The organism is Tumebacillus lipolyticus (assembly GCF_042682745.1).
Lineage (GTDB): Bacteria > Bacillota > Bacilli > Tumebacillales > Tumebacillaceae > Tumebacillus_A > Tumebacillus_A lipolyticus.
Genome location: NZ_JBHUIO010000011.1, coordinates 203,120 through 226,142 on the forward strand (window position 1 = coordinate 203,120; position 23,023 = coordinate 226,142).

Here is a 23,023-nt window from a genome sequence, read left to right on the forward strand (position 1 = left end):
CTTACATGTTGCGGCGGTATTGCCCGCCGACTTCGTAGAGCGCTTGGGTGATCTGACCGAGCGAGCACGTTTTGACCGTTTCCATCAGCTCGGCGAAGATGTTGCCGCCGTTCATCGCCGTCTGTTTCAGCGAGCGGATCGCCGCTTTGGCCGCCTCTTGGTGCTCCGCTTGGAAAGCGCACAGGTTGTTGATCTGCAACTCTTTCTCCTCACGGGTCGCCCGGGCAAGCTCGATCTCAGGCGCTTCGTAGTCATCCGCCAGCGTCTTCGGATTGAGGAACGTGTTCACGCCGATGATCGGGAGCGAACCGTCATGCTTCTTGTGCTCGTAATACATCGATTCCTCTTGGATCTTGCCGCGTTGGTACTGCGTTTCCATCGCGCCGAGCACGCCGCCGCGATCGGAGATGCGCTGGAACTCCTGCAGAACCGCCTCTTCGACCAGATCGGTCAACTCCTCGACGATAAACGAACCCTGCACCGGGTTTTCGTTCTTCAACAGACCGTATTCTTTGGTCAGGATCATCTGGATCGCCATCGCGCGGCGCACCGATTCTTCTGTCGGCGTGGTGATCGCTTCATCGTAGGCGTTGGTGTGGAGCGAGTTGCAGTTGTCCTGCAAGGCGAGCAGCGCTTGCAAGGTGGTGCGGATGTCGTTAAAATCGATCTCTTGCGCATGCAGCGAGCGACCAGATGTCTGCACATGGTACTTGAGCTTTTGCGAGCGATCGTTGCCCTCGTACTTGTTCTTGATCGCCGTCGCCCAGATGCGGCGTGCGACGCGCCCGATCACCGTGTACTCCGGGTCCATGCCGTTGGAGAAGAAGAACGACAGGTTCGGTGCAAAATCATCGATGTGCATCCCGCGGCTCAAATAGTATTCCACGTAGGTGAACGCGTTCGCCAGCGTGAACGCCAATTGTGAGATCGGGTTGGCACCCGCTTCGGCGATATGATAGCCGGAGATGGAGACCGAGTAGTAGTTGCGAACTTTGTGATCGATAAAATATTGCTGGATGTCGCCCATCAAGCGCAAGGCGAACTCGGTCGAGAAGATGCAGGTGTTCTGACCTTGGTCCTCTTTCAAAATGTCTGCCTGCACCGTGCCGCGCACGGTGGCCAGCGTGTACGCTTTGATCTGCTCCGCCTCTTCTGCGGTGGGCTGGCGACCATTTTTCTCTGCAAACTTGGCCGTTTGCTGCTCGACAGCCGTGTTCATGTACATCGCCAAGATCATCGGCGCCGGGCCGTTGATCGTCATCGAGACCGAGGTGGAAGGCGCGCACAGGTCGAATCCGGCATACAGCTTCTTCATGTCTTCCAGCGTGCAGATCGAGACGCCAGATTCGCCGATCTTGCCGTAGATGTCCGGGCGATAGTCAGGATCTTCCCCGTAGAGAGTCACCGAGTCGAACGCGGTGGACAGACGCTTCGCATCATCGTTTTTGGACAGGAAGTGGAAGCGGCGGTTGGTGCGCTCCGGCGTCCCTTCACCAGCAAACTGTCGCTTCGGGTCCTCTCCCTCGCGCTTGAACGGGAACACGCCCGCTGTGTACGGGAACTCGCCAGGCACGTTTTCGCTCATCAGCCAGCGCAGCAGATCGCCCCAGTCTTCATATTTGGGCAAGGCGACTTTCGGGATCTTGGTGCCGGAAAGCGATTCGGTGTACAGCGTGGTACGAATCTCCTTGTCGCGGATCTTGGTGATAAACTCGTCCGCCGTGTACAGCTCTTTCAGCTGTGGCCAGTGCTGAATCAGCCGCTTCGCCTCCGGATGCAATTGACCATCGAAATGCTCGATCTGCGCATCGAGCGCCGCCAGCATCCCCGCATCGGCGGTGAACAGCTCCCGCACGCCCTTCAGCTGGAACAGCTTGCGCGCGATCATCGCCTGCGCGTCTGTAAACTTCTTGTAGTCGCGAACCGCGCCGACGATCTCCCCGAGGTACTGAATGCGCTCCGGCGGAATGATGTAGTTCTTCTTGGAGATGCCCTCTTTCACATCCAGGCTGGATACCCAGTTCTGACCGGCCTTCTCGTTGATCGCGCTGATCAGCGCACGGTAGAGCACGTTGGTGCCCGGATCGTTAAACTGGCTGGCGATCGTGCCGTAGACGGGCATCTCCTCCGCCGGCTTGTCAAACAGGTTGTGGTTGCGCTGGTATTGTTTTTTCACGTCGCGGAGCGCATCTTGCGATCCTTTGCGCTCAAATTTGTTGATCGCCACCAGATCGGCAAAATCGAGCATGTCGATCTTCTCCAGCTGCGACGGCGCGCCAAACTCGGAGGTCATCACGTACAGCGACAGGTCGGTGACCTTGGTGATCTCCGCATCCCCTTGGCCGATCCCTGACGTTTCCACGATGATCAGGTCATAGCCTGCCACCTTGACCACATCGATCGCTTCCTTGATCGCAGCAGACAGCTCGGAGCGAGATTCGCGGGTCGCCAGCGAGCGCATGTAGACGCGCGAATTGTTGATCGCGTTCATCCGAATGCGGTCGCCCAGGAGTGCGCCACCCGTCTTTTGCTTCGACGGATCGACCGACAGGATCGCGATCGTCTTGTCTTCAAAATCGTTGAGAAAACGACGAACCAGTTCGTCTGTCAGCGACGATTTCCCCGCGCCACCGGTGCCGGTGATCCCGACGACCGGCACGTGCTGCACCTGCTCGCGGATGGTGCTGAGCAGCTGTTCGTGCGTCGCGTCGCGGTTGTAGACCGCCTCTTCCGCCACCGTGATCAGCTTGGCGATCGACAGCGCATTTTTCTCCTTCAGCTTGGCAAGCTCCGCTTCCGCATCTTTTGCAGTCGGGAAGTCGGAGCTCTCAAGCATGTGGTTGATCATGCCTTGCAGGCCCATGCGCCGACCGTCCTCTGGCGAATAGATCTTGGCGATCCCATAGCTTTCGAGGTCGCGAATCTCCTCTGGGACGATAACGCCGCCGCCGCCGCCGAAGATCTTCACGTGCGAGGCACCGCGCTCTTTGAGCAGATCGTAGATGTATTTGAAAAACTCGACATGTCCGCCCTGATACGAGGAGATCGCAATCCCCTGCGCATCTTCCTGCACAGCCGCGTTGACGATCTCTTCTGCCGAGCGGTTGTGCCCGAGGTGAATCACTTCTGCGCCAGACGCTTGCAGGATGCGGCGCATGATGTTGATCGACGCGTCATGCCCGTCAAACAGAGCGGAGGAGGTGACAAAGCGAATCTTGTGCTTCGGGCGATAGATGGTCGTTTCCATATCTTAAAATTCCCCTTTCTCATGTCCCGTTCGCAAAGGCGAAGGGCAGATCTCTTGGAGCAACAAAGAGGTCTGTTTTTCCGTATATTGCTCAAGCGTATAATCGCGGCGCAGCGCCCAGCGGCGAAATGTCCACATCTGGCCGAGGATCACGATGTTGTGCGCGAACAGCTTCACGCTGTCAGCTGCCAGCGACAGCGAACCGTCCGCTCGTCCTCGCTCTAAGATGTTGACGAAGAGATGGGTGATCTCCTCCTCTTGGCGCAGCACCAACTTCAATTGATCGGGAGGCAACGATTTTGTTTCCTGATAGATCAGCAACACATAGTCCTGCAAATCGTCCACGCAGGCAAAAAAATGGCGAACGCTCGCGACGAGCAGCTCACGTCCCCGCTCTTTGCCGCCCATCACATCGTCGAGCCGCTGTTTCATCTCGCCGTGGATGTACGCGCAGACCAGGTAGAGAACGTCCTCTTTCGAATGCACATACTCATAGAGCGTTCCGATGCCCAGACCGCTCGCCTTGGCGATCTCGCGAGTTGTCGTCTTGTGGAACCCCTTTTCCACGAACAGATCGACGGCCGCCTTGACGATCTGCCTGCGCCGCTGCTCGACCAGTTGCGGGTCAGAAACGCGGGTAGGAATCGGTTTGGATTCGTCTGTCATCTCACACCTCACTTCAACTGACTGAGCGCTCGCTCGGTTTGGTTATAGATTCAGTTTATTCGTTTTTCAGCAGTCTCGTCAATGAGCGAATGAAAAAAAGAGCGGATCGAGATCCGCTCTTTTCACATATCTTATGATCTTATCGGTGACTACTTCGCCAGGGTGCCTTCTTTGCCTACAATCTTATAAGAGTTGCCTTCTTTTTTCAGCTTGTAGGTCAGGCCTTTAAAGGTCAGCGTGTAGGTATCGTCTTTCGACTCAACTTTCGCATCTTCGTACTTCGAAGCAGCGGTCAGAGCGTTCGCACGGATCTTCTCCGCTTGTGCGATCACAGTTTCCGGAGTGAATTTCTTTTTGCCTTGAGTAGCAAGAGCTTCGATCGCCTTGTTCGCCTTTTCGAGCGCCGCCTGGTCGCCGAGGAGTGCGGTGTATTCTTTTTCAATCACAGCAGCATCCCAATAGGTGCCCAAGAATTTCAAGGACTCCTCTTTAGACTTTGCAGGTTTCATGAAGGATACTTCTTTGCCGTCTACCAGACCTTTTACAGCCGCGAATTGGGATTCCAATTTTTCTTCTGCGATAACCGCAGCTGCGAATACAGCCTTGTTCACTTTTTCGGTATCTTCTTTTGGTTGCTCCGCTTTCGGAGTGTCAGTTGTTTTAGAATCGCCGCAACCTACACCAGCAACAACAGTCGTTGCGAAAACAGCAGCAAGAAGAAGTTTCGAGAACTTTTTCATACTAAATATTCCCCCTTTTCAGGCAAGAGTGTATCACAAAAATCTTACAATTGGGAATAGGGAGAGGAAATCTCGCAATATTCTGATTATACTTTATTATTCACATCTTTTGAATATATATGCGGTTTTTATTCATTTCCTTCGTGTACAGGAGGAAGTCTAGCACTGCAGTCGGCTAAACTCCCCCTTGAAGGACTTGCAAAACCTACTAATATTTAGAAATTCTAGCGGGATATATGCCTATTCAGCGCTGAATAAACTTTGTATCATTCTGCCCTGAAAATATTAGCGAAGTTTCTCTCCGCCCGCCTCCAGATACGCTCGGCGCAACGCCAACTTGTACTTTTGGAACTCGGCCGACTCAAGGTGCTTGCCCTCATAGAGATCATCGAGCTCCAGATCCATCATCACGATGTCATCGAGCGGGCTGCCCGTGTAGACGATGATCGCAAACCGCTTGAGATACTCGCGCACTTTCATCAGCTCTTGGTGCGTGTTCAAGTTCATCTTCGCCGCCTCCTCTCGCTCAGGGCTGGGGCACCGGAAATTGGAGCTTGCCAACCTCGCGGATCTTCATGATCTCTTCGACTTCTTTCTGATGGGACAGGATGATCGTGCGGAAGACGATCCCCGCTCGCCCGTTCGATTCGATGCCGTACAGGTCGAGCACGCTGCCGATCAGCACGGTCGACTCATCGCCGATATAGACAGACTGGATCAGGCTGAGCACCGCCTCGATCACCGCTTCTGCTCCTTGAGCGCGCAGATCTTGGCTCACCTCATCGAGATAGCAGAGCAGATCGACGATGCCGAAGCGCTCCCCCTCGTGCTCAAACTGATACTTCCCCTCGACCGGATGGGGAAGCAGTCTGCTCGGGCTCCACATCGCGCCCATCAACGCTTGATCAAACAGAACCTTGCCATCTTGAAACGTCACTTCCACATTGACTTGATCGCTCATTTTGTTCGCTCCGTTCCTGTGCTGAAGTCCTGGTTATTATACCACAAAAACCCGGATCTGCCGCCCGCTCTGCGGGCAGAATCGAGCGAAACCTAATATTGGAATTTTGGCAAATCCATAGTATAGTTAGATAGATAGGGAATAGGGGGACGAATTACGTCTGGATGGAGGTCGAACACGATGAGCGGGGGAAGGTTTGTCTATCAATTTGATCTTTTCGATCAAGGGCTGGTGCTGTTTTTGCTGTTGATTCCGGTCATGCTGTTTTTAGGATACCATCTGGCCAAGCTCGCTTACGGAGATCGCGTACAGGCAGATCCGACCGATGTGGTGGTCATGCCACCCGATCTGATCTGGATGAACTACACGCACGATCTCGATGTGATCGTCGAGATCACGCGCGCTGTCATCCAGGTTCGGCAAGAACCTCCGGTGACCTATCAACAGATCAAACCATATCTCGAATCGTACGATGCTCATAAAGTCGCCCAGTTGGTCGGCGTGTTTCATGTCTATCGCGAAGCGGAGATTCGCGAGTATCTCAACACCGTTCATCACAAGACGGCGCAAGCACAAGCTCAGCAGCAATAGCGCCGCAACGTGATCGGAGAGAAAGGAACGTACCTATGCCTGCGTCAGCCAAAATGACTCGCCCTTCTAAACTGCAAATCTGGCTCCGCGCAGTGCGTTCTCGCTCCTTGATCGGCACGATCATCCCCGTCTTGCTCGGCGGCGGGTTCGCCCTGATCGACCGCGGCTTTGAAGGCTGGACGTTCTTGGCGACGCTGATCGTCGTCATTCTGGTACAGGCGGGGAGCTACCTGTTCAACGACTATTTTGACCATCACAAGGGCGCCGATGACGAAACGTCGCTCACCCCGGCCAACCCGCTTCGATCCGGCTGGCTCACACCCGCCCAAGTCTATTTCGGAGGGTGGGTCTGCTTCGCGATCGCCGCCCTCGTCGGCGGATACATCGTCTCGGTCGGCGGCTGGACCATCCTGATCTTCGGCGCGATCGGGCTGTTGCTCGGCTATCTGTACACCGGCACCCGCTTCGCACTCGCCTATCACGGCCTCGGCGAGCTTGCCGTGTTTGTCGTCATGGGCCCGCTGATCGTGGTCGGCACCTATTACGCGATGGTCAAGATCCTCTACGGGCATGTGATCTTGAACGCCATCCCCTTTGGGCTGCTGGCGGCGGCCGCTCTGCACGCCAAAAATTTGCGCGACTTGCACCATGATCAGCAGATCGGCAAGCGGACGCTGGCCACGATCCTCGGGACCAGAAAAGCGAAGTGGGAGCACTACACGCTGCTTGCGCTCAGCTACCTGACGATGATCGCCATCTGGTTGCTCGGTTACACGCCAATCACTTCGCTGCTCACGTTGATCACGCTGCCGATCGCTTGGAAGACAGTGCAGATCATCGCCAAGACGAGCGACCCTGTGGAGCTCAACCTCGGGCTCGGGCTGTCCGCACTGTTGCAGTTGCTATTCGGCATCTTGAACGTATTTGGCATCTTTCTCTACTACTTCTTACAAATCTAATTCTTGCAAATCTAAAAGCCATCTCCTCGCTTCGAACGAGGGGATGGCTTTTTTAGTAGATTTGGACGAGCAGCCAGGCGACGCTTGCGCCCAGCAGCGCCCCGAAGAAAACGTCTGACGGATAGTGCAAGCCGACATAGACGCGCGAAAGAGCGAGCACGCCAGCGAAGAGCACCAGATAGGCTCCGATCAACGGCAGATGCAACCAGAGCGCGACGGCGAGAGCGAAGCCGCACGCAGAATGGTTGCTGGGAAACGATGCGCTCGCCCGATGTTGCAAGAGCGGCGTAAACCCTTCTGCCAGAAATGGTCGAGCCCGATAGAACTGCCGACCGATCAGCTCGGTCAATCCCCGGGTGACCGTCGCGGCGATGATCGCCAGCAACACCGCTCTTCGCTCGACGCTTCCTCCGAGCACCACCATCGCGCCCATGACCACGAAGAACCAGAGCGGTCCGTATCTTCCGACATGCACCATCAGCCGATCGAGCAGGCGGGAGCGCCCAACATAGCGACGAATTGTCAGCAGCATCAGTCTGTCCATGTTACCCCCTGCAGTGTAAAGACCCTGCTCAGGCATTGAGCAAGGTCTTTTTATGCGAACCATTATTGTCTTGCTTCAATATACCCGTAATTAGCAGCTGTGTCGATATGGAAATGGATGCTAGATGCGCCCGGATAGAGCCCGTTCCAGTAAACTTCTCGGCCGGAGCGGCTCGATGGGTTCGCTTGGGACATCCCGGCGACGATTCGCATGAACTCTTCATAATAGGTGGCGCTTTCCCCCTGTGGGGTGAAGCGCTCAAAGCGCATCGTGACAGCCGTTGCCGTGTCTCCGCTCATCGTCACCTCGACGACCGCGGCACCGCGCAGATAGAGCAGTTTATTACCCGTACCGCCCAGCGGCTGGTTGTATTGGAAAAACGATTGGACTTCTGCTCGCGACGCCCCGAGCACCGATTTTAACACACCGCCCTCAAGCAACGTCGGCTGAGTGACCGGCGTCTCCGGATCAGGGTCCGGCTTCGGATCGGGCTTGGGCTCCGGTTTCGGGTCCGGTTTCACTTCCGGCTTCGGATCAGGTTTGGGCTCCGGCTTTGGAGTCGGTTGATCCGGCTTGGTCACCGTGCCCGGCTTCGTCCCCGTGCCCGCTTGGTTCGAATCGCTCGGCTTCGGCTTGTACGAATCGAACGGATTGGCAGGCTTGACCGCCACAGTGCCGGATGGCACCTTTTGCGGCGTCGGTTGGAAGATCGGCTTCGGCGCATTCTTGTCTTTGGAGACCGCTTCTAAGCTCGCACCGCCGTCTGGCAGCAGCGAGAGATACTCTGGCGGGATCGGCTTGTTCTCCTTGATCAGATCGAGGACGATCACCAAAAAGGACAGGTCGTCCACCTCGCTGTCGCCTTTGCTATCAGCCTTGCCGGCGTTCGCGTCGACAACGTCCGTCTTCTCAGTGCTCGCCTCCGACTTTCCAGTCAGGTCCTTCGACTGGTGGGCCTTCTCGCCCGCGTCGCCTTCCATCGCTTCGACAGGTGGAATAATCAATTGGACAACCAGCATGATGCCGCAGAGCATCACCGACAAGCCAGCGAACGCGGCCCATGTTTTGCCGTATCGCCCCTTGCCCAGCACGTTCCCGACCATCATCGCAATCGAAAACACCGCGATGACGCCGAGCACGATCATCCCAAGTGTCAGCAGCATGCGTTCACCCCCTTCTTACCCTTGCACCTTCATTCTCCATATTTCGACATGCAGAATGAAAATCCTGTTAACTTTTGCAGAATCGTATAAAACGAGCTTACTACGCCCAAGCGTTTTCAAATATTTGTTCAGAAATATAGTTTCGCAACAAAAAAGAGGACTGCGCAGCGCGAGTCCTCTTTTGCTTGCTTCGCTCAGCCGAGCGGAACGACTTTTGAGCCGCCTTTGCCGACCAGACGATCCGGCGGGTAGATGCGGCGGACTTGCAGCACGACCAGCGTCGCGACCGCCGCTTTGCAAAGGTCGCCGATCAGGTAGGGATAGAAGCCCAGCGCCAGCGCATCGTTCCATGAGACGCCAGCGACCGCCTTCAGCCACGGCACACCGCCGACATAGGAGAGCAGCGAGCCGAACAGGATGAAGGTGATCAGCATCTTGGCGTGCGCAAAGATTCCGCTTCCCTTGATCCGCGAGGCGACCAGGCCGACGAAAAAGGCGCAGATCGGATACATCACGATAAATCCGCCGGTCGGGCCGGCCACATGACCGATCCCGCCATTGCCATGCCACATCGGCAAGCCGATCAGGGTCAAGAGGACGACGAGCGCCATCGAGCTAAACCCATAAAATGCTCCAAGCATCGCCCCAGCAAGCATGATCGTCATGTTGCTCAGCGTGATCGGGACGGGAGAAAAGCCGAGGTTGATGTTCACATAGCTAAGAACGACCAATAATGCCGCAAACAGGGCGCTAAACACCACACCGCGAACGGTAAACTGTACCCCCATTGATCTGCCTCCAATTCTTTGTTAACTTAGTAGTGTCAGATAGATGACAATTCGCATTCTAGCGCACAGTTCTCTAACAAGTCAATGCAAAATTTGGAGGGTATATGAACCGACAGTTGATCCTCTCCCGCGTAAGCGTCGCCTTTGCGGTGGGAGAAGATGTGCATAAAGTGGTAACGGACGTCAACCTGACGATTGAGCGCGGCGAGTGGCTGGTGCTGATCGGTCAAAACGGCAGCGGGAAGAGCACGCTGGCCAAAGTGCTCTGCGGCCTCTGCCCGATCTCCAGCGGCGAGGTCGAGCGCTTCGGAACGAAGGTGCAGATGGTCTTTCAAAATCCGGAGGCGCAGATCGTCGGGGAAACGGTCTATGAAGATGTTTGTTTCGGCATGGAGAATCGGGCGGTCGACCCGGAGAAGATGCCGGAGCGCGCGCGGATCGCCTTAGAAAAGGTCGGTATGAGCCACCTGCTGCACCAGCCGGTCACCACCCTCTCCGGCGGCCAGAAGCAGTTGCTCGGCATCGCCGGCTGTCTGGCGGTCGAGGCGGATGCGATCGTCTTTGATGAGTGCACGGCGATGCTCGATCCGGCATCTCGGCAATTGGTGCTCCACGTAGCGCAGGAGCTCAAGGAGCAGGGGAAGACGCTGATCTGGATCACCCAGTGGATGGAAGAGTTGGCCTACGGAGACCGGGTTGTCGCGCTTGGCCAAGGCGAGGTTGTGTTCTCTGGAGCTGCGCGCGCCTTTTTCTATGAAGGGGTCTGTGAGCAGCTCGGCTTCGTGCCGCCCTATGCGGTGCAAGTCGCCCACCGATTGCAGGAGAAAGGCATGCAGCTGGCCGGTCGCCCCCTGACGCCCGATGAGTTGAGCATCGCGGTAGGTGACCTATGGCAGTAAAGGTGGAGCATGTCTCATTCGGTCAAATTTTGCACGATCTCTCCTTTACGCTTGAGGATGGGTCGATCACGCTGCTCGTCGGTCAGACGGGGGCGGGAAAGTCGAGCTTGCTCGACCTGCTGACCGGCTTGACCCGCTTCGACGCAGGCTCAATCACCTACGATGAGGTGCCGCTGTGGAAGGGGAAGCGGGTCGATTCGGACGTGTTGCGCGACATCGGCGTCGTGTTTCAGTTCCCAGACCATCAGCTGTTCGCCCGCACGGTGCAGCACGAGTTTGACTATTCGCTAAAGCCGCTGCGCTTGACGAAAGCGGAGGCGGCGGCGCGCACCCGAGAGGCGCTTGCGCAGATCGGTCTGTCGGAAGAGCTGACCTCGCAATCCCCGCTCGCGCTCAGCGGCGGCCAAAAGCGTCGGGTCGCTCTTGCGACGACGTTTGCGACGGAGCCGAAGTGGCTGTTTCTCGACGAGCCGACCGCAGGCCTTGATCCGCAGGCGGTTCAGCGGTTGGTTGCGCTTTTGCAGAGCGCAAAGGGGCAACGTGCTGGCGGCATCGTGATCGCCACCCACGACCTCGACTCGTTCTTTCCGCTCGCCGATCGCGTGCTGTTGCTCGACCGGGGCCGTCTCGCCGCCTGTGCCAGCCCGAAAGAGCTCTGTGAACAGCCCGATCTGATGCAACAGGCGCGCGTCGGGCTGCCGGCCAGCACGATGCTGTCGCTCGCCTTTCAGGAGCGAGGGATCGACCTGCCCGCCCATCCGCTTCCGCCTGAGCAGATGGCGGAGATCATCTTGCAGCAGCGGGGCGGCGGTGATCGTGAGCAGCATCGCCTGATTGAGCGCTCAGCGCAACCGGAGCCCGCCCCTGCGAACGGCGGGCGAGCAGGCGTTGACGAGATCGCCGAGCAGGCTCTGGCTGCGAGCGCTCAGCTGACGACTGGCGCCACTGCGAGCGCGCAGCCGCCTGCGAGGCGAACCAAACAGCTTGGGCAGCTGATCCGCCAGCTCGACCCGCGCGCCAAATGGGCGTTTTATCTGCTCGTTTCGCTCGGCATTCTGGTGCAGTCCAACTGGTCGGGGCTGGCGCTGGCCACCTTGATCACGCTCGGTTGCATGGGCGCGGCCAACCTGTGGCAGCGCGAAGTGTGGCGGCTGGTCAAGCCGTTTCTGTTTTTCATCTTGATCTCGCTCGCGCTGTCCGGCCTGCGCTTTCAAGGCGGGATCAGCTTCGACGTGGCGGCTGCGCTGAACACGTTCGGTCAGCTGTATCGCTTTTTGCTGCTGATGGTGCTCGGCGTGTGGCTTTCGTCGACGACCGGGCAACTGAAGATGAAGCAGGGGTTGGAAACGTCGCTCGCACCGCTGAAAAAGCTCAAGCTCCCCGTGGAAGCGTTCGCCCTGGCCACCTCGCTGATGCTGCGCTTTGTGCCGGTCATCCTCCAAGAGATGCGCCGCTTCTCCCGCATTTCCAAAGCGCGGGGCAAATCGGTCAAGGGCGCCCTGCGCCTGCGCGACATCGGGGCGGTCGTCGTGCCGCTCCTGCTGTCTGTCCTTCGCCTTGGCGAAGAGCTTTCAGTGGCGATGGAAGCGCGCGGATATGCCAAGCTGGGCATTCGGCGCACTTCTGCCACTCGGCTCTGCATGGTGCAGAACGACTGGAAGATCATCCTGATCGGCGGGCTGCTGTTCGCGCTGCTGGTCAGCGCCCGCTATCTGTGAGCAGGAAAGAGCCGTCTCTCGAACGAGAGACGGCTCTTGTTGTTCCGCTTGCCCGCCTAGGAGATATAGCCCGCCTGCTCGATGACCCGGTCGGCCAGTTCGCGCTTGAGCTTGATCGTGTTCTGCGGGGTGTAGCGAGTCAGTTTTTTCAGGACGGACAGCTGGGTGCGGAGCAGATCGCCCGCTTCCATCGCTGCCAGCGTCTCGCGGGCGAGCAGTTCGATCTTGCCGAACGTGTCATTGACGAACACGCGAGTCATGTTGATCTTGTGCGCCGCCTTCGCTTCGCCCTCCTGTGCGATCTGCTTCTGCGCGCGGAGCATGCAGGATTCCATCGCGTAGATCTCGATCATCAGGTCGGCCAAGTTGTGCAGCACCTCTTGCTGCTGCTCCAAGCTGGTCTGATATTTTTGCACAGCCGATCCGCCGATCATCAGGAAGATCTTTTTCGCCTTTTCGATCAGGTCTGCTTCCACCGCCAGCGTCTCGCTCTCATCGATCATCGCCGGCATCATCGCCATCAGCTCCGCTTGCAGCGCTTGGGCTGCTTGGAGCAGCGGCAACTGCCCTTTGAGCGCCTTTTTGACCAGCGTGCCGGGGATCAGCAGGCGGTTGACCTCGTTCGTCCCCTCGAAGATGCGGTTGATTCGCGAGTCGCGGTACATCGTCTCGATCGGATACTCGTTGATAAACCCGTATCCGCCGTGGATCTGCACGCCTTCATCGACGACAAAATCGAACGCTTCGGAGGCGAACACTTTGGAGATCGAGCATTCGATCGCATATTCGGCGATCGCGTCTGCCACCGCTTTGCCAGACGATTCCCCGTCAGACAACGCCGTCTCGATCAGACCGCCGATCCGATAGATCATCGACTCGGTCGCATAGGTGCGGATGTTCATCTCGGCGAGCTTCTCCCTGATCAGCGGGAAGTTGGCGATCGGCTGACCGAACTGCTTGCGCTCCTTCGCGTAGTTGGCAGACAGCTCGATCGCATGTTTGGAGGAGCCGATGCAGCCTGCCGCCAGCTTGTAGCGGCCGATGTTCAGGATGTTGAAGGCGATCACGTGGCCACGGCCGATCTCCCCGAGCAAGTTTTCCACCGGCACCGGCACATCTTCGAGGATCAGCGGACGAGTCGAAGATGCTTTGATGCCCATCTTTTTCTCCTCCGGCCCGGTGGAGACGCCCGGATACTCTTTTTCCACCAGGAAGGCGGAGAATTTGTCCCCGTCCACTTTGGCATACACCACGAACAGGTCGGCAAACCCGGCGTTGGTGATAAACTGCTTCGTCCCGTTCAGGATGTAGTGGGTGCCTTCCTCGTTGAGCACGGCGGTCGCCTTCGCGCCGAGCGCATCGGAGCCTGAGCCCGGCTCGGTCAGGCAGTAGGCGGCGAACTGCTCACCGCTGGCGAGCGCTGGCAGGTAGCGCTTCTTTTGCTCCTCATTGCCGAAATAGACGATCGGCAGCGTGCCGATCCCCACATGAGCACCGTGCGACAGGGCGAATGACCCGCCGCGCGTGATGTGCTCGGTGATCAGCGTCGAGGAGATCTTGTCGAGCTCCATGCCTTCATACGCTTCTGGGATGTCTGCTGCCAGCAGGCCGAGCTCTCCCGCCTGCTTGAGCAGTTTGACGGTCAGCTCGATGTCGAGCTTTTCCAACTGCTCGCGATGAGGAACGATCTCCCCCTCGATAAAATCGGCTGTCATCTTGGCGATCATCTTTTGCTCGTCCGTAAAGTCTTCCGGCGTAAACACGTCTGCCGCTTCCGTCTGGGAGATGACAAAGGAACCGCCGCGCACTCTTTCTTTCGTATCGCTCATCGTAAACTTCCTCCTCGTCTGTAGGTTAGATCAGTTCGAAGACGCCTGCAGCGCCCATGCCGCCGCCGATGCACATCGAGACGACGCCGTAGCGTCCACCGCGCCGGCGCAGCTCGTGCAGGATCTGCACGGTCAGCTTGGTGCCGGTGCACCCGAGCGGATGGCCGAGCGCGATCGCTCCGCCGTTGACGTTCACCTTGTCCGGGTCGAGCTCCAGATGTTGAACCACATAGCTCGCTTGGGAAGCGAACGCCTCGTTGATCTCAAACAGATCGATATCGCTGAGGGACAGACCTGCCTGCTTCAGCGCTTTCGGGATCGCTACCACCGGGCCGACGCCCATGATGTCAGGGTCGACGCCGCCAACTGCGAACGAGCGGAACACCGCGAGCGGTTTCGCCCCGATCGCCGCCGCCTTCTCCGCCGACATCAGGACGGTCGCTGCCGCCCCGTCAGACGTTTGCGACGAGTTGCCAGCGGTGACCGACCCTTGCACATGAAAAGCGGGGCGCAATTTCGCCAGCACTTCTAAAGAAGTGTCTGGGCGCACGCCTTCATCCGTCGCGAAGACGAACTCTGTTGCTCGCTGCTTGCCGTCCGCATCTACCGTCACATTGCGCACGGTGACCGGCACGATCTCCTCATTAAATTTGCCGGCTGCGATCGCTGCTGCCGCCCGCTGATGCGACCGCACAGCAAATTGATCCTGCATCTCGCGGGTGATGCCAAATCGCTTGGCCACCTGTTCTGCCGTGTGACCCATGCTCATGTACACGTCCGGCTGATGGTCGACCAGCCACGGGTTGGGTGCCAGCTTGTTGCCGAGCATCGGCACCATCGACATGCTCTCCACGCCCCCTGCGACCATCACATCTGCCGAACCGCAGATGATCTTCTCCGCAGCGAGAGCGATCGATTGCAGGCCGGACGAACAGAAGCGGTTGATCGTCATGCCGGGCACCATGTTCGGAAGCCCGGCGCGCAAGGCGACGATCCGCCCTAAATTCATCCCCTGCTCCGCTTCTGGCATCGCACAACCGATGATCACATCTTCAATCTCCTCTGGGTCAAACTGGCCCGCGCGCCTGATCGCTTCTCCCACGACCAGACCGCCGAGGTCTTCTGGCCGCGCATGTTTGAGCGACCCTCTCTGCGAACGGCCCACCGCCGTCCGTACAGCCGATACGATCACTGCTTCACGCATTCTCTTTCCCTCCTCATCTCGATCGCTCTAGTTGCGAAGCGGTTTTCCTTTGGTCAGCATGTGCTGCATGCGCTGTTGCGTGAGCGGCTCGCCGCAGAGGGACAGAAACGCTTCCCTTTCCAGGTCGAGCAGGTACTGTTCGGTCACCTCTGTCCCTGCTGCGATGCGGCCGCCAGCCAGCACGTTCGCAATCTTCTCCGCGATCTTCACATCGTGAGCGGACGCATATCCGCTCAAGTGCAACTGCCGCGCTCCGAGCTTCATCACCGCAAACCCTGCCTCGCCGACCACCTTGATCTTCTTTGGCACCGGCGGGCGATAATCGTCAGCCATCGTAAGCACCGCCTGTTTCGCATCGTAGAGCAGGTAGTCGCCGTTCACCGTCATCCGATCTTCTCGGCGGAAGTAGCCGAGCTCCTGAGCCTCGACGAAGGAAGTCGAAACTTTCGCCATCGCGATCGTTTCAAACACCCGATTCACATACGGTTGCAGGTCTGCGCCCGCAGGCGCGTTTTCGATCGCCCGCAACAGAAGCTCCTTGTTGCCGCCTCCGCCTGGCAGCAGGCCGACGCCAACTTCCACCAGGCCAAAATAGGTCTCAGCCGCACCTTGAATCCGATCGGCTGGAAAACAGACTTCCGCACCTCCGCCGAGCGTCATCTGAAACGGCGCTGCCACCACCGGCTTGTCGAGGTACTTGATCGCCATCGTCGCCCGCTGGAACTGACGCACGACAAGGTCGATCTCCTCCCAGTTGTCGTCCTGTGCCTCCATCAAGATCATCATCAGGTTGGCGCCTACGCAGAAGTTTTTCGCCTGGTTGCCGATGACCAACCCTTTGTAATTTCTCGATACTTCTTCCGCCGCATAAAACATCATCTGGATGATGTCCGTTCCGATCGCTTGGTTGAGCGAATGAAATTCGAGCGCCGCCACCCCGTCGCCGAGGTCGATCAGCGACGCGCCCGAGTTTTGCTTGATCACCCGATTTTGCGCTTTGAGCGCGGCGAGATCGAGGATCTCCTTCTGCTCTTCCAGCCCGACATATTCGCCCCGCAGCGCGTAAAACGATCTTTGCCCCGACTCCTCTTGATAGAAGGACTTCTTGCCCGAGGCGAGCAGATCTTTCACCCATTGCGGCACACGGTCGCCCTCCGCCTCCATCCGCTCGACCGACTTGGCGACCCCGATCAGGTCCCAGGTCTCAAACGGGCCGGTCTCCCAATTGAAGCCCCACTTCAGAGCGCGATCGATGTTGACAATATCATCTGCGATCTCATCCGCCCGCTCTGCCGCATAGAGCAACGTGCGCTTCAAGACGCTCCAGAGAAACTCACTGGCCTGATCTTTGCCATAGGCGAGCGTGCGCACCTTCTCTTTTAAGCTCTTCTGCAGCTTCGCCGCTTCCAGCGAGCTCGACTTCAGCTTTCTGCGCGGGCGATATTCCATCGTCTCGCAGTCGAGGGCGAGGATCTCTTTTCCTTCTTTTTTAAAGAAGCCTCCCTTCGCCTTTTGACCGATCATCCCGCGCTTGACCATCTGCTCGATCAAGTCGGGGATGACGAACGCTTCCTTTTCCGCAAGGTCGGTCACCGCATGATGGCAGTTGGTCGCAACGTGCACGAACGTGTCGAGCCCGACGATGTCGAGGGTGCGGAACGTTGCCGACTTCGGCCGCCCGATCACCGGTCCGGTCAGCGCATCGACCTCATCGACACCCAAGCCCCGCTTCACCATCTCCTGCACCGTCACCATCAAGCCGTAGGTGCCGATCCGATTGGCGATAAAGTTGACCGTGTCTTTGCAATAGACCACACCCTTGCCGAGCCGCTTTTCTGCAAACGCCGCCATGAACTCCACCACATCTGGCGCCGTATCCGGCCCAGGGATGATCTCCAGCAGCTTCATATAGCGCGGCGGGTTGAAAAAATGCGTGCCGAGAAAGTGGGTGCGAAACGACTCGCTCCTGCCCGCGGCCATCGCGCCGATCGACAGGCCTGACGTATTGGAAGAGACGATCGTGCCGGGCCGAACGACCGTTTCCAGCTTTTCGAACAGGCTTTGCTTGACTGCCAGATTTTCCACGACCACCTCGATCACCCAATCCACTTCGGACAGGCGATGCAGGTCGTCCTCCAAGTTGCCCACTTCGATATACGCGAGGTTTTGCGGGCTATACAAGGCGGCCGGCTTCTGCTTGAGCAAGCTGTCTCGACCGCGAATCGCCAATGCGTTTCGATCTGTCGCCCCCTCTGGCACGATGTCGAGGAGCAGGCTTGGCACCCCTACGTTTGCCAGATGAGCGGCGATCCCCGCGCCCATGACGCCTGCGCCGATCACAGCCACCTTTCGAATTTTACGTTCCATCTCCCATGCCTCCTTCGTCTCATCTGTTCAACTACTAGCAATGTATGGACTTCAAGCTTCATTTATCTCCGTTCCTTTCCAACGATCCAACCAAACGGTCGGTCGAACGAAGACAAAAAATAAAATCGAAACAAAAGTTGACTACTCAGTACAAAACTCTCTTTGATCATATTCTATGCGATCAAACGAAATCCTTCTCCCCTCGCTCGCCTTTCTTCAACAAATTTCGCTTATTCAGAATTTTTTAGCATGAATAGGTTTACACTCTCGCAAATCTGGCAAATCTAGTGGCAAGAACTTGAAAATACAATTTTGAGCGGAGGTTTCCATCTGATGAACAAAGCGAGTCTTTCGATTTTCTTCAGTTTCTTGCTGTTGCTAACCCTGATGGTTCACCCAGTTCAGGCTGGCTACGAACCGTATCTGTTTACATCTAAAGAAGTGACCTTTCTGTACGGTCCCCCCGCGCCGAGCGAGCTCCAAACGCTCGTCTCCCGCGCCGGCAGCAGCTTGCAGAAAGAAGCGTTGACCCTCACCCCCAAAACGTTGGCCTATACGGTCAAGCGTGGAGATTCACTCTATGAGATCGCACAGGTCTTCGATACGACGACAGCTGAGCTGATCGAGCTGAACCAGATCGCCAACCCCAACCTGCTTGCTGTCGGTCAAGAGCTGCAAGTGCCCAACCAAGAAGAACAGCAGATCACGACCGACTATACGATCAAGCAGGTGATCAGTGCCGATCTGACCGCCTACACAGCCGGCCCCGAATCGACCGGCAAATCACCCGGTCATCCCGCCTATGGGATCACCGCCAGCGGCAACTATGTAAAAGATCATCACACGATCGCCACCGACCCTGCGGTGATCCCGCTCGGCACGAAAGTCTATATCGAAGGCATCGGCATCCGCACCGCCGAAGACACTGGTGGCGCGATCCTCGGCAACCGAATCGATGTGTATATGAACGATCTGTCTGCCGCCGTGAAGTTCGGCGTGAAGCGAGGAGTCAAAGTGTATATCTTAGAAGACACCGCCACATCCGCTTAACCGCACAAACAAAAAAGCCCTCTCCGCAGTTTCAGGAGCAGGGCTCTATGAATTGGATCTCGGCGATCAGGCGGTCCAAGTCGATTCGCCAGGCGCTCGGTCAAAATCGACAGTCTCCACGCGCACTGCGAACAGCTCATGCGTGAGCGCGCGGATGCGCTGATGTCGATGGAGGCCTGACAACAGCTTGCCAGGCACGTAGTAGCGCACCTTTTGGCCCGCAACATTTAGCGTGATCTGATGCAGCCTCCCGATCGCGGGCACATTGACCGCATGCACCTCTTCGATCGTGCCGGTGATCAGTTCCAGCTGATCAGACCCCTCGACCAGATGAGCACAAGCTGTGTAGTACATGGTGACCAGCGAGATGTTCGTGTAGGCAGAAAGCGTAAAGAGAAACGTGCCAAGCCCAAGGGCACCGACCAAAATCGTTGGCAGCCAGGCGATCTCGCTCTGGTGCAACAGATTCCACACGATGCTGGTCAGCACCGCCAGCACGACGGTGGCAGACCCGAGCACCACTCGTTTCATCCGGTCGCGCTTCGCTTGCCAGCTGGCAGCCCGTCGCTGTACATCCTGGATCATTTTCCTTCACCTCTCCTCTTCCATCCACATCTGCAGTTCGCAATCTGTCGGTCGATCGGTGCGATCTATCAGCCGCTCGCGCAACTTGACCGACCGGTCGTTCGAATATTAAGATAAACGACAGAGACGGAACCTGTTCCATCCGTCGTTGAAGGAGGTCCTCATTTTGGAGATTGATAACATGCAACAGTTTCGCTTTGTCTCACCCGCAACCGTGCGGTTCGCAGAGACGGATGCAAATCGGCACATGAGCCATGTATCGCCCATCCTCTATATGGAGCAAGCGCGTTGCGACTATCTGTTCGCGCTCGGCCTGTTCGATTCACAGCGGATCGGAAGCGTCGGCATGACGTTCGTGCTTGCTCGCCAAGCGATCGACTACAAAGCGCAGGCCTATTTTCAAGAGCGGATCGACACGTATGCCCGCGTCAGCCGCATCGGCAACTCTTCGCTCGACATCGACTATCTGCTGCGCAACCGCGACACCGGTGTGGTGATCGCAGTCGGGACGAGCACGCTGGTGTACTTTGATGCCCGCGCACAAAAAAGCGCTCCCCTGCCCGACGACTTCCGCGAGCGCGTTGAGCGATTGGAAGCGTCGTTTCCGCCGCTTTCGCTTTAAGCAAGCGATTCTGCAACGGGAGGTCATATTGCGCTTCTTGCGCAAAAGAAAAGCCCCTTTCGTCTGTCAGCGCGAAAGGGACCACCTCCCATTTTGGGATCTAAGCCCAAATAAAATTAAAATACTCTTTGCATTACTTAAGAACTTCGATCGGACCTTCCATCCCACGCTTGAGCATCTTGTCGAAAATGCGTTGCGGTTTGAAAACATCCAACAGGTAATCGATTGCAACTTGAGGGTCCACAGTTTCTCCACAGGTGTAACAATCCAACGCAGCAAAACCTTTTTCCGGATACGTATGAATCGACAGGTGAGATTCGGACAACAATACGAGCACAGTTGCACCTTGCGGGTCAAACTGCTGGTACTGTACAGACAGTACGGTAGCTCCGCACTTCTCAGCCGCTTCAATCATGCGATCCTTCAAGTATTCGCCATTGTTCAGGATGTTAAAATCTACACCCCATGTGTCAACTGCAACGTGTCTGCCGAAAGTAGAATATTCTTCCATCTACTTCGTCCCCCTTCCCTATCAAACAATAATTAGTCATTGTTCGCTAGGACCTGCGTCATTCACTACAGGGGGAAGGTTAGTCCAATGAGGTCCCAACCCTTTCAAGTGAATCCTGGTTCCTATTGTTACTTGACTCAACAGCAAAGAGAATATCATGTTTCGGAGTGAACTTCAATAGGATTCGCCAAAGTTTTTCATTGTGTCGAAATCTATTTTTTACTCGAACTGTATGTTTGTGGAGAATGCATCAAAAGCAATGAATATTTATTCAAAGTACCGAATAAATTAGCTATGCAATCCCCTCGCTATCATATGTGAAAAAGCCTTGGTTTGACTATCTTTTGGACATGCTCATGCAAATTTTTTTCGTTTCGGATATGCAAGCTGACATTCGGGAGATACTAGCTGAAGGAAAATGACTTTTTGATGAACGAGGAGGCGAAACGGATGGAGCATCTGACGCCGAACAGCGGGAATCTCGCGCAGTCTGTCGATGCGTTCTGCCAATACATCTGGGATCAGTACGAAGAGAACTCTTCCATTTTGCCCTGCGAGGTGACGCTGAACACGATCGGCACAGGCATCTTCGCCAAAGTGGATGAAGACGGGCTCTTTTTTGAAGCGAACGGTGAGGAGTTCGACCTGGAGGAGTTTTTTATGGAGAACAATTTGCAATCTGACACGCTGGGCATCGCCCCCCACTCGCAAGCGCAATCCTGATGGTGAATGAGAAAAGGTGGCAGACCTGATCGATCAGGTCTGCCACCTTTTCCTTTTCGCATCGCACTACGCAAAAAAGCACCCTGAACGAGCAGAGTGCTTCTTTTTCACAAAAGAGCAGGACTTACGCCATGCCAGCTTTCTTCGCCCACTCTTTGAGTTGATCTGCCATGGTGTTGAACGGCTCGGAGCTAGCGTCCGAATGAACGGTGGTGGTAGCTGCGCCGCCTTTGCGACCGCCGCCTTTGTTACCGCCTTTCGCGTTGTTGCGGCCACCGCCACGACGCGGACGGTCGGAACCTTCCGGCTTCGGTTGGGTTTCCTTGATCGAAAGGGAGATCTTGCCGCTCTCTTCCACGTTCAGTACCTTAACTGTAACAACATCGCCGACCTTCAGAACATCGTTGATATCATTGATAAAGGTATGAGAAACTTGGGAGATGTGAACAAGACCTGTCTTGCCCTCTTCCAGCTCTACAAACGCACCAAACGATTTGATACCAGTGACTTTGCCTTCAACGACGGAACCAATTTCAATTGACAAATTGCAACGCTCCTTTTATCAACACAAAAGATAGATACTATTATACCGTTTTTCCTGCAAAATCACCAGCACAAAAAAACATTGTCAAAAATCGGCTCGCGCATCCGACCTTCGTTCCGCTCAGCGCTGTCCTGCCCACCAAAGATAGGCGTCCGTAAGCGTCGGCGTCACTTGGCTCACCTCATCGCAGGGCACCTCATCTGCGATCTCGCGGAGATATACGCCGTCTTCCAGCATTTTCATCGCCGACAGAATGCGGCCTTCCTCGGGCTTTGGCATACTTGGTGCCACGTATTCCCAAACCTTCCCCTCGACCCAGGAATAGGCAGTATTCGCGCTCACGTGCACCGCCTCTTTCTCCGGGTGGAGCAGGCATACCGTGTCGAGCAGCCCTTCCAGCGAGTCGCTGAGGTTGCTCGCGAGCACGACCACGCGCTCTTTCGCCGCATCTCCCATCGCATGCCCGATCATCAACCGCTCCTGCTCGTTCAACTCGACCAACACCTCATCGAGCAATAGCACTTGCGAATCGCTGAGCAGCGCCTTCGCGACCAAAACCTTGCTCTGAAGCACCATCGAAAGTTCGCCGAGCATCCGATTCGCATGGCGGTGTAAGCTCATCATCTCTATGCTGTCATTCACTTTGCGAGTCACATTCGCTCTCGGGATCGCTTTCTGTCCGGCCATGTAGCAGAGGTATTCTTTCACTGTGAGTTGATGGAACACATCGAGCGGTCGCTGCACATAACAGGAGGTGTGGTCGTCTGTGCCCGCCTGTGCCAGCTTTTTCAACAGCCGTGTCTTCCCCACACCGCGCGGTCCCAGCACACCATTGTACCCAGCACCGAACTGCAATCCATCTACTTTGATCTTCATGGTCGATCCCTCCCGTATCACGATTCATAAAGTTAGTCGAAACAACATGTCATTTTGTTTCAAAATACGACAGCGAAATATATTTTTATTATTTGTAACAATTACGCAATGTAAACCTGCCAACTGCCAAATGATGTATCGAAGCGATTTGGCGCTCGACTGTCGGTTGGCCAACCTTTCTTTCGAATACTATAAAAAGGAGGTTGGTGCGATGATTTTGACGAGCGCATTTTTAAACAAACGTGACATCTCCCTGCTGCGACGGGAGGAACTTGAAGACCTCGATTTTCATCTGACGAACCGCGAGCAGAGCTTGCTGCAAAAGTTGGATCAAATTCGCAGAGATCTGACTGACATCGAGGCGGACCGCAAAAAGGTGAAAGCTGAACTGAGCAACCGCTAAACTATATGAGGGCGCGATCGCGATGATCGCGCC

General features: G+C 56.3%; 23 protein-coding genes. 8 read left to right on the forward strand and 15 right to left on the reverse strand.

What is annotated here, in order from left to right; translation table 11 throughout:
* Position 1: 1 nt before the first annotated feature.
* The 5 genes from icmF to ACFSOY_RS17275 form a co-directional block, all read right to left on the reverse strand.
* Positions 2-3,247, reverse strand: coding sequence for a fused isobutyryl-CoA mutase/GTPase IcmF (icmF, locus tag ACFSOY_RS17255; protein WP_386048750.1), 3,246 nt, complete (start codon positions 3,245-3,247; stop codon positions 2-4).
* A 3-nt stretch (positions 3,248-3,250) separates the two neighbouring features.
* The gene (locus tag ACFSOY_RS17260) at positions 3,251-3,913 is read right to left on the reverse strand and encodes a TetR/AcrR family transcriptional regulator (RefSeq protein WP_386048752.1); all 663 of its coding nucleotides are present in this window, start codon (positions 3,911-3,913) and stop codon (positions 3,251-3,253) included.
* Between the two features lie 149 nt (positions 3,914-4,062).
* Positions 4,063-4,653 carry a hypothetical protein gene (locus tag ACFSOY_RS17265; protein ID WP_386048754.1) on the reverse strand — a complete coding sequence of 197 codons (591 nt, stop codon included), beginning with the start codon at positions 4,651-4,653 and terminating at the stop codon, positions 4,063-4,065.
* 285 nt (positions 4,654-4,938) lie between these two features.
* Positions 4,939-5,160: a YqgQ family protein gene (locus ACFSOY_RS17270; RefSeq protein WP_386048756.1), complete on the reverse strand. Its 222-nt coding sequence runs from the start codon at positions 5,158-5,160 to the stop codon at positions 4,939-4,941.
* Between the two features lie 19 nt (positions 5,161-5,179).
* A complete protein-coding gene (locus ACFSOY_RS17275; RefSeq protein ID WP_386048758.1) occupies positions 5,180-5,614 on the reverse strand; it encodes a hypothetical protein in 435 nt (144 codons plus the stop codon).
* A 180-nt stretch (positions 5,615-5,794) separates the two neighbouring features.
* Here ACFSOY_RS17275 and ACFSOY_RS17280 point away from each other — a divergent pair, with 180 nt between their 5' ends.
* Both ACFSOY_RS17280 and menA read left to right on the forward strand, forming a co-directional pair.
* The gene (locus tag ACFSOY_RS17280; RefSeq protein ID WP_386048760.1) at positions 5,795-6,205 is read left to right on the forward strand and encodes a hypothetical protein; all 411 of its coding nucleotides are present in this window, start codon (positions 5,795-5,797) and stop codon (positions 6,203-6,205) included.
* A 35-nt stretch (positions 6,206-6,240) separates the two neighbouring features.
* Positions 6,241-7,164: a 1,4-dihydroxy-2-naphthoate octaprenyltransferase gene (gene menA / locus ACFSOY_RS17285; protein WP_386048761.1), complete on the forward strand. Its 924-nt coding sequence runs from the start codon at positions 6,241-6,243 to the stop codon at positions 7,162-7,164.
* Positions 7,165-7,216: 52 nt separating this feature from the next.
* Here menA and ACFSOY_RS17290 read toward each other — a convergent pair whose 3' ends face one another.
* The 3 genes from ACFSOY_RS17290 to ACFSOY_RS17300 all read right to left on the reverse strand — a co-directional run bounded on the left by ACFSOY_RS17290 (position 7,217) and on the right by ACFSOY_RS17300 (position 9,659).
* Positions 7,217-7,708, reverse strand: coding sequence for a phosphatase PAP2 family protein (locus ACFSOY_RS17290; protein ID WP_386048762.1), 492 nt, complete (start codon positions 7,706-7,708; stop codon positions 7,217-7,219).
* Positions 7,709-7,770: 62 nt separating this feature from the next.
* Positions 7,771-8,871 carry a hypothetical protein gene (locus tag ACFSOY_RS17295; RefSeq protein WP_386048764.1) on the reverse strand — a complete coding sequence of 367 codons (1,101 nt, stop codon included), beginning with the start codon at positions 8,869-8,871 and terminating at the stop codon, positions 7,771-7,773.
* Between the two features lie 194 nt (positions 8,872-9,065).
* On the reverse strand, positions 9,066-9,659 hold the full coding sequence (locus tag ACFSOY_RS17300; protein ID WP_386048765.1) for a biotin transporter BioY: 594 nt from the start codon (positions 9,657-9,659) through the stop codon (positions 9,066-9,068).
* Between the two features lie 104 nt (positions 9,660-9,763).
* Here ACFSOY_RS17300 and ACFSOY_RS17305 point away from each other — a divergent pair, with 104 nt between their 5' ends.
* Positions 9,764-10,558 carry an ATP-binding cassette domain-containing protein gene (locus ACFSOY_RS17305; RefSeq protein ID WP_386048767.1) on the forward strand — a complete coding sequence of 265 codons (795 nt, stop codon included), beginning with the start codon at positions 9,764-9,766 and terminating at the stop codon, positions 10,556-10,558.
* Positions 10,549-12,276, forward strand: a complete 1,728-nt coding sequence (locus tag ACFSOY_RS17310; RefSeq protein ID WP_386048769.1) for an ATP-binding cassette domain-containing protein — start codon at positions 10,549-10,551, stop codon at positions 12,274-12,276. The genes ACFSOY_RS17305 and ACFSOY_RS17310 overlap by 10 nt, the downstream gene beginning before the upstream one ends.
* Positions 12,277-12,332: 56 nt before the next feature.
* Here the strand turns inward: ACFSOY_RS17310 and ACFSOY_RS17315 are convergent, their stop codons facing one another.
* From ACFSOY_RS17315 to ACFSOY_RS17325, 3 genes are read right to left on the reverse strand one after another with little or no spacing between them, the layout of a single operon-like run.
* Complete coding sequence (locus tag ACFSOY_RS17315) at positions 12,333-14,105, reverse strand: acyl-CoA dehydrogenase family protein (RefSeq protein ID WP_386048771.1); 1,773 nt, start codon at positions 14,103-14,105, stop codon at positions 12,333-12,335.
* 25 nt (positions 14,106-14,130) lie between these two features.
* On the reverse strand, positions 14,131-15,309 hold the full coding sequence (locus ACFSOY_RS17320; protein ID WP_386048773.1) for an acetyl-CoA C-acetyltransferase: 1,179 nt from the start codon (positions 15,307-15,309) through the stop codon (positions 14,131-14,133).
* 27 nt (positions 15,310-15,336) lie between these two features.
* Complete coding sequence (locus ACFSOY_RS17325) at positions 15,337-17,676, reverse strand: 3-hydroxyacyl-CoA dehydrogenase/enoyl-CoA hydratase family protein (protein ID WP_386048774.1); 2,340 nt, start codon at positions 17,674-17,676, stop codon at positions 15,337-15,339.
* A gap of 333 nt (positions 17,677-18,009) precedes the next feature.
* Between ACFSOY_RS17325 and ACFSOY_RS17330 the strand changes: the two genes are divergently transcribed.
* Positions 18,010-18,726, forward strand: a complete 717-nt coding sequence (locus ACFSOY_RS17330) for a 3D domain-containing protein (RefSeq protein WP_386048776.1) — start codon at positions 18,010-18,012, stop codon at positions 18,724-18,726.
* A 66-nt stretch (positions 18,727-18,792) separates the two neighbouring features.
* Here ACFSOY_RS17330 and ACFSOY_RS17335 read toward each other — a convergent pair whose 3' ends face one another.
* Positions 18,793-19,311, reverse strand: coding sequence for a hypothetical protein (locus ACFSOY_RS17335; RefSeq protein WP_386048778.1), 519 nt, complete (start codon positions 19,309-19,311; stop codon positions 18,793-18,795).
* A 166-nt stretch (positions 19,312-19,477) separates the two neighbouring features.
* Here ACFSOY_RS17335 and ACFSOY_RS17340 point away from each other — a divergent pair, with 166 nt between their 5' ends.
* A complete protein-coding gene (locus ACFSOY_RS17340; protein ID WP_386048780.1) occupies positions 19,478-19,933 on the forward strand; it encodes an acyl-CoA thioesterase in 456 nt (151 codons plus the stop codon).
* A 133-nt stretch (positions 19,934-20,066) separates the two neighbouring features.
* On the opposite strand, the gene speD is transcribed toward ACFSOY_RS17340, so the two are convergent.
* Positions 20,067-20,444: an adenosylmethionine decarboxylase gene (gene speD, locus ACFSOY_RS17345; RefSeq protein ID WP_386048782.1), complete on the reverse strand. Its 378-nt coding sequence runs from the start codon at positions 20,442-20,444 to the stop codon at positions 20,067-20,069.
* Between the two features lie 450 nt (positions 20,445-20,894).
* On the opposite strand from speD, the gene ACFSOY_RS17350 reads away from it, so the two are divergent.
* Positions 20,895-21,167 (forward strand): hypothetical protein, encoded by a 273-nt coding sequence (locus ACFSOY_RS17350; RefSeq protein WP_386048784.1) that lies wholly within the window; start codon positions 20,895-20,897, stop codon positions 21,165-21,167.
* 124 nt (positions 21,168-21,291) lie between these two features.
* Here the strand turns inward: ACFSOY_RS17350 and ACFSOY_RS17355 are convergent, their stop codons facing one another.
* The gene (locus ACFSOY_RS17355; RefSeq protein ID WP_386048786.1) at positions 21,292-21,711 is read right to left on the reverse strand and encodes a S1 RNA-binding domain-containing protein; all 420 of its coding nucleotides are present in this window, start codon (positions 21,709-21,711) and stop codon (positions 21,292-21,294) included.
* Positions 21,712-21,831: 120 nt separating this feature from the next.
* Positions 21,832-22,587, reverse strand: coding sequence for an ATP-binding cassette domain-containing protein (locus ACFSOY_RS17360; protein ID WP_386048788.1), 756 nt, complete (start codon positions 22,585-22,587; stop codon positions 21,832-21,834).
* A gap of 211 nt (positions 22,588-22,798) precedes the next feature.
* Between ACFSOY_RS17360 and ACFSOY_RS17365 the strand changes: the two genes are divergently transcribed.
* Positions 22,799-22,990 carry a hypothetical protein gene (locus ACFSOY_RS17365; RefSeq protein WP_386048790.1) on the forward strand — a complete coding sequence of 64 codons (192 nt, stop codon included), beginning with the start codon at positions 22,799-22,801 and terminating at the stop codon, positions 22,988-22,990.
* Positions 22,991-23,023 lie beyond the last annotated feature (33 nt).